This window comes from Caballeronia terrestris (assembly GCF_001544515.1).
In the GTDB taxonomy this organism is placed as follows: Bacteria; Pseudomonadota; Gammaproteobacteria; order Burkholderiales; family Burkholderiaceae; genus Caballeronia; species Caballeronia terrestris.
Genome location: NZ_FCOL02000174.1, coordinates 1 through 4,318 on the forward strand (window position 1 = coordinate 1; position 4,318 = coordinate 4,318).

Annotated in this window: 5 protein-coding genes and 2 pseudogenes; 2 read left to right on the forward strand and 5 right to left on the reverse strand. The window is 61.9% G+C overall.

Annotated features, from left to right (window positions below):
- Window positions 1–63: 63 nt before the first annotated feature.
- Window positions 64–639 (forward strand): annotated as a pseudogene (locus AWB67_RS34620) (DUF2950 family protein); the annotation flags it as partial.
- Between the two features lie 55 nt (window positions 640–694).
- Here AWB67_RS34620 and AWB67_RS34625 read toward each other — a convergent pair.
- The 3 genes and pseudogenes from AWB67_RS34625 to AWB67_RS34630 all read right to left on the reverse strand — a co-directional run bounded on the left by AWB67_RS34625 (window position 695) and on the right by AWB67_RS34630 (window position 1,487).
- Window positions 695–874 carry a hypothetical protein gene (locus AWB67_RS34625; RefSeq protein ID WP_327367031.1) on the reverse strand — a complete coding sequence of 60 codons (180 nt, stop codon included), beginning with the start codon at window positions 872–874 and terminating at the stop codon, window positions 695–697.
- A gap of 148 nt (window positions 875–1,022) precedes the next feature.
- On the reverse strand, window positions 1,023–1,187 hold the full coding sequence (locus tag AWB67_RS41120; RefSeq protein WP_159965094.1) for a hypothetical protein: 165 nt from the start codon (window positions 1,185–1,187) through the stop codon (window positions 1,023–1,025).
- Window positions 1,177–1,487 (reverse strand): annotated as a pseudogene (locus AWB67_RS34630) (BrnA antitoxin family protein). Before AWB67_RS34630 ends, AWB67_RS41120 begins: the two are co-directional and overlap by 11 nt.
- A 195-nt stretch (window positions 1,488–1,682) precedes the next feature.
- Between AWB67_RS34630 and AWB67_RS43120 the strand changes: the two are divergent.
- Entirely contained in the window at window positions 1,683–1,808 is a 126-nt protein-coding gene (locus tag AWB67_RS43120) for a hypothetical protein (protein ID WP_268808151.1), read from the forward strand.
- A 26-nt stretch (window positions 1,809–1,834) separates the two neighbouring features.
- Here AWB67_RS43120 and istB read toward each other — a convergent pair whose 3' ends face one another.
- A complete protein-coding gene (gene istB, locus AWB67_RS34635) occupies window positions 1,835–2,686 on the reverse strand; it encodes an IS21-like element helper ATPase IstB (RefSeq protein WP_087660449.1) in 852 nt (283 codons plus the stop codon).
- Window positions 2,683–4,200: an IS21 family transposase gene (istA, locus tag AWB67_RS34640; RefSeq protein ID WP_087660450.1), complete on the reverse strand. Its 1,518-nt coding sequence runs from the start codon at window positions 4,198–4,200 to the stop codon at window positions 2,683–2,685. The genes istB and istA overlap by 4 nt, the downstream gene beginning before the upstream one ends.
- Window positions 4,201–4,318 lie beyond the last annotated feature (118 nt).

Consider the following 4,318-nt stretch of genomic DNA (forward strand, 5'->3'; position numbering starts at 1 on the left):
ATTCCGTAATCCGGCAGCGCAACCGCCAGATCGGACAGGTTCAAATTGCCCCTTGACCTTTAGAAGGGCGTCCAGGGATGGCACTTTGACACGCGCGCGGGCGGGGAGGTAATGCGCTTGCGGCGCATCGGCCGCAATGAACTGGCCGTCATTCAGACAATGCTCGTGATCTACGATGCGCAGCGTGAGTATGCGCAGACGAATCACGACGGCGAGGGTGTGCTTGCCTATGCATCAAGGATGGTGAGCTCGCCGGGCAAACACGACGGTCTGTACTGGCCTACCGGACAGGATGACAACCCGAGTCCGCTTGGCGAGGCGTTCGTTAGTGCGAGCTCGCGCAATGCGCAGAATGCCGGCTACTATGGGTACCACTACAAGCTGCTCGAGTCACAAGGGCCACACGCGCCTGGCGGTGCCTACGATTACGTCGTTCGAGGCAAGCTTTTCGGCGGATTTGCCGTCATCGCGTGGCCGGTGAAGTACGGAGACACCGGAATTAAGAGTTTCATGGTGAGCCATGCGGGACAGGTCTATGAGCGAGACTTGGGGCCACAGGGCGCAGCGAAGGCGGAGGTCACGAAGTCGTTTGACCCAGGACCGGGCTGGACCAAGGCGCCCGATCGCGACGGCTATTAAACACCCTGACGTCGGTCGGAACCCGTGGACGCCAACGGGTTAAGCAGCGATCTTGTCAAGTAGAACGCCTGCGTACATCGCGAGCCAGCCTCTTGTCCGCTGGCGTGGCCTTTCCGGAACTTGCAGCGGGACTCGACGCCGTCGGCATAGCGTTGCTGGCTTGCGCGTAGACGTTCGACGTCAGCGTCACGCATCCCGCGACGACGAGCAAATTCACGACGTTGCATGCTTTCATGATTGCCTCTCTTGTTCGGCGTGGCAGATCGTGAGTCAAAGATAGCCAACATTCCGCTTCTAAAAAGCTGCTTGCGCGGTGAAGGAAAACCCGTATCAAGACGCGCGCCTGCTGACGGGCCGATCATCCGAATGGGTAGCCGTATGCATTAGGTTGGCTGTCGGACGAGCCCCACTAGGCCGCCGCCCGCCACGAATACAGCGAGCACGCCGATAACCGGCAGCCACGCCGGCCGGCTCTGCATGCGCTTGATCTCGTCGAGCTGGCGATCGATGATGCGCTGCATGCGGGCGAGTTCGCCGTTACTGTCCATATGCCTCCTCGAGCGGATGCTCGGCGAGAGAGGTGCGCAGTGCGTCATTCATGCGCGTCTGCCAGCCCTCGCCGCTCGCGCGAAACGCGGCGAGGATGTCGGCGTCGTAGCGCACGCTGACCTGCTCTTTTGGGCTTTCCTTCGGCGGCCGGCTCATACGTTTTTGCGTAACGAACTCGGGGAAAGGGCGGGCGTTATTTCTTTTGCCGTCCACTCCGGGTTGTCCGGATCCACAGCAATGCCGCGCTGGATCGCTGCCTCTTCCTCCGGAGTGTTTCGGGTTAATCTAACTTTGCTCATATGCGTCCATTTCGCTATCGCTTGTGGCGCGACAATCCGGATGAGAGACGCGCGACAATCAAGTTGAGAATGTCGCGGCAGAAATGATGATGCCGATGTTGATTGACACTGGCAAGCGTTTATTGATTGACGCGGGCGAGCGGGTGTCGCGCGACAATCAAGCTGAAGCGGTCAGTCGATGAGGATTGCTGTGTAATGATGATGCCGCAGTTAGTCTGGCTGCGCGACAATCAGGATGAGAACGTGGTGGCGTGGAAGGTGATTCCTGGATTGATTGACGCCGGCTCGCTTTGCCTGCGAGCCGCGCGTCAATCAGGATGAGAACAGCGGGTCATTCGGTCATTCGGTCATTCGGTGAGGTCGATGCCGTGCTGATCCTCCTGTATCGGTGGCACGCCAACGTTCTTTGGTGTCGCTCTACTGGCCGGGCGTCCCGGTCCCTGCTGCTTGCGCTGCAGGGCAGTACGGCGACGGTAGCTTTCGACGTTCAGCTCAAAGATGGTCGAGTGGTGGACCAGCCGGTCGACGGCGGCCACCGTCATGGCCCGGTCGGGGAAAACCTTGTCCCATTCGCCGAACGGCTGGTTGGCCGTTATGCAAAGGGAACGGTGCTCATACCTGGCGCTGATGAGCTCGAACAGCACCGACGTCTCTGCCTGATCCTTGCTGACATATGCGAAATCGTCCAGGATGACCAGGTCGAAGCGATCCAGCCGGTTGATGGCGGACTCCAGCGCGAGCTCGCGGCGCGCGACCTGCAACCGTTGCACGAGGTCGGTAGTGCGAGCGAAGAAGACCTTCCAGCCCTTCTCCAGCAGGCTCAGTCCGATCGCCGACGACAAGTGCGATTTGCCCCCTCCGCTAGGCCCTAGAAGAATCAGGTTGGTGCCGTTACGCAACCAGCCGTCGCCCGCGCAAAGCGCCGAGACGTGCGCGCGCGACACCATTGGCACCGCGTCAAAATCGAAGTTCTCCAGTGTCTTGCCCGGCAGCAGCTTTGCGTCCCTGAGGTGACGTTCGACTCGGCGTCGATCGCGCTCGGCGATCTCGTGTTCGGCCAGCGCCATCAGCAGGCGCGCTGCCGGCCAGCCTTCCGTGTCGGAGCGCTCGGCAAAGCTGGACCAGATCTGCTTGATGGCGGGCAGCCGCAAATCGTTGAGCAGCAGCGACAGGCGGGTGGCGTCGATGTCGAGGCTCATGCCGTCACCTCCGTTGCCATATCGTCAAGCAGGGCTTCGTAGTCGCTCAGCGGTGCTAGCTGGACGTTCACCTCCGGCATGCTGTTCGTGCGCTTCGCTTCGAAACGCGAACACAGTGCGTCCAGGTCGGGTAACTGCCCATCGTCCAAACACTGCTGCAGCGCCTGGGCCAGTTGCGCTTCGCAGTTGTGCTCGTGGGCCAGGCTGAGCAGTTCAACCATGGTCCTGCATGCCTGGCGCTGCGGTAGCTGCTCAAGCAGGCGATCGAAGGTCAGTCGATACGCCTCGCGCGGAAAGATCTGATCGCGGTAGACCAGATTGAGCAGCGCCATGGGCTTGCGGCGCAGCGCGTGGATGACGTGCCGGTAGTTGATGACGTGGCCGTGCTTGCCATTGGGGCCCGCGCGGCCGCGCTGCAGTGTCATCAGGGCCGTGCCGCCCAGAAACAGTTCCAGCCGGTCGTCGTACAGCCGTACGCGCAGGTGATGGCCGATCAACCGTGACGGGACGGTATAGAACACCTTGCGCAGGACAAAGCCGCAGGTGGTCGTGACGTACACGCGCGTTTCCTCGTAGTCGCACGTACGCTGGACCGGAAGCGGCTGAAGCAGTGCCCGCTCGAGCTCAATGCGTTTGCCATTACGCGCGTTGATTCGACCGACGATCTCGTCGATGAAGCAGCGATAGGAACCGAGATTGTCGAAGTCGCGACTGCCGCGCAGAAGCAACGCATCACGCACTGCGCTCTTGAGGTGGCCATGAGGGCTCTCGATGGAGCCGTTCTCGTGGGCAACGCCACGGTTGTTGCGTGTGGGCTGCATGCCGTAGTGGGCGCACAGTGCATCGTAACGCGTGGTCAGATCCTTGCGCGCGTCGGCATCGAGATTGCGGAACGCCGCCGACAGGCTGTCGCTGCGATGCTCGCGCGGCGCGCCCCCGAGTGCCCAGATGGCGTTCTGCAGCCCTTCAGCCAGCGCGACATAGCTCTCGCCGCCGAGAATGACGTGAGCGTGCTCAAAGCCTGAGCAGGCCAGCCGGAAGTGATAAAGGCGGTGGTCAAGCGCGGCACCCGCCACGGTGACGCCCAGGCTGTCCATCTCGGTGAAGTCGGACAACCCGAGGCGACCGGGTTCGTGTACCTGACGGAATATAACGTCATGCTCCTCGCCATGGAGTGCGCGCCAGTCGCGGATACGGCGCTCCAGTGTGCGGCGCACGTTGCCCGGGAGGTCGGGATGGCGCCGAAGCATCTCGTCCAGTACGGCTATAGGCCGGATGCCGGGAGCGGACTGGAGCAGCGGCACGATCTCGGTGTCAAAGATTGCCGCCAGGGGATCGGGACGGCGACGCGCACGTGGTGCCTTCTTCTGCGATGGCAGTCGCCGGTCCTGATCGATGCGATAACCCGTGGCGGCGCTGAACCCGGCGCGCGCAGCCGCTTGAGCTGGTCCTTCCTTGAGTCTGTACTTCATGTAGAGCCTCATCTGATGGTCGTTGATGTGTCGGCCGGGCAACTCAGCCTCCCTTCGCTACATGGAAGAGCTGTTCATACCCGATTTACCGCGACCACCGATAAGGCACCCCGGCAGCGGGGCGGACTCCTCGGCGCAGCGTTGCGGCAACGGTTCCGGG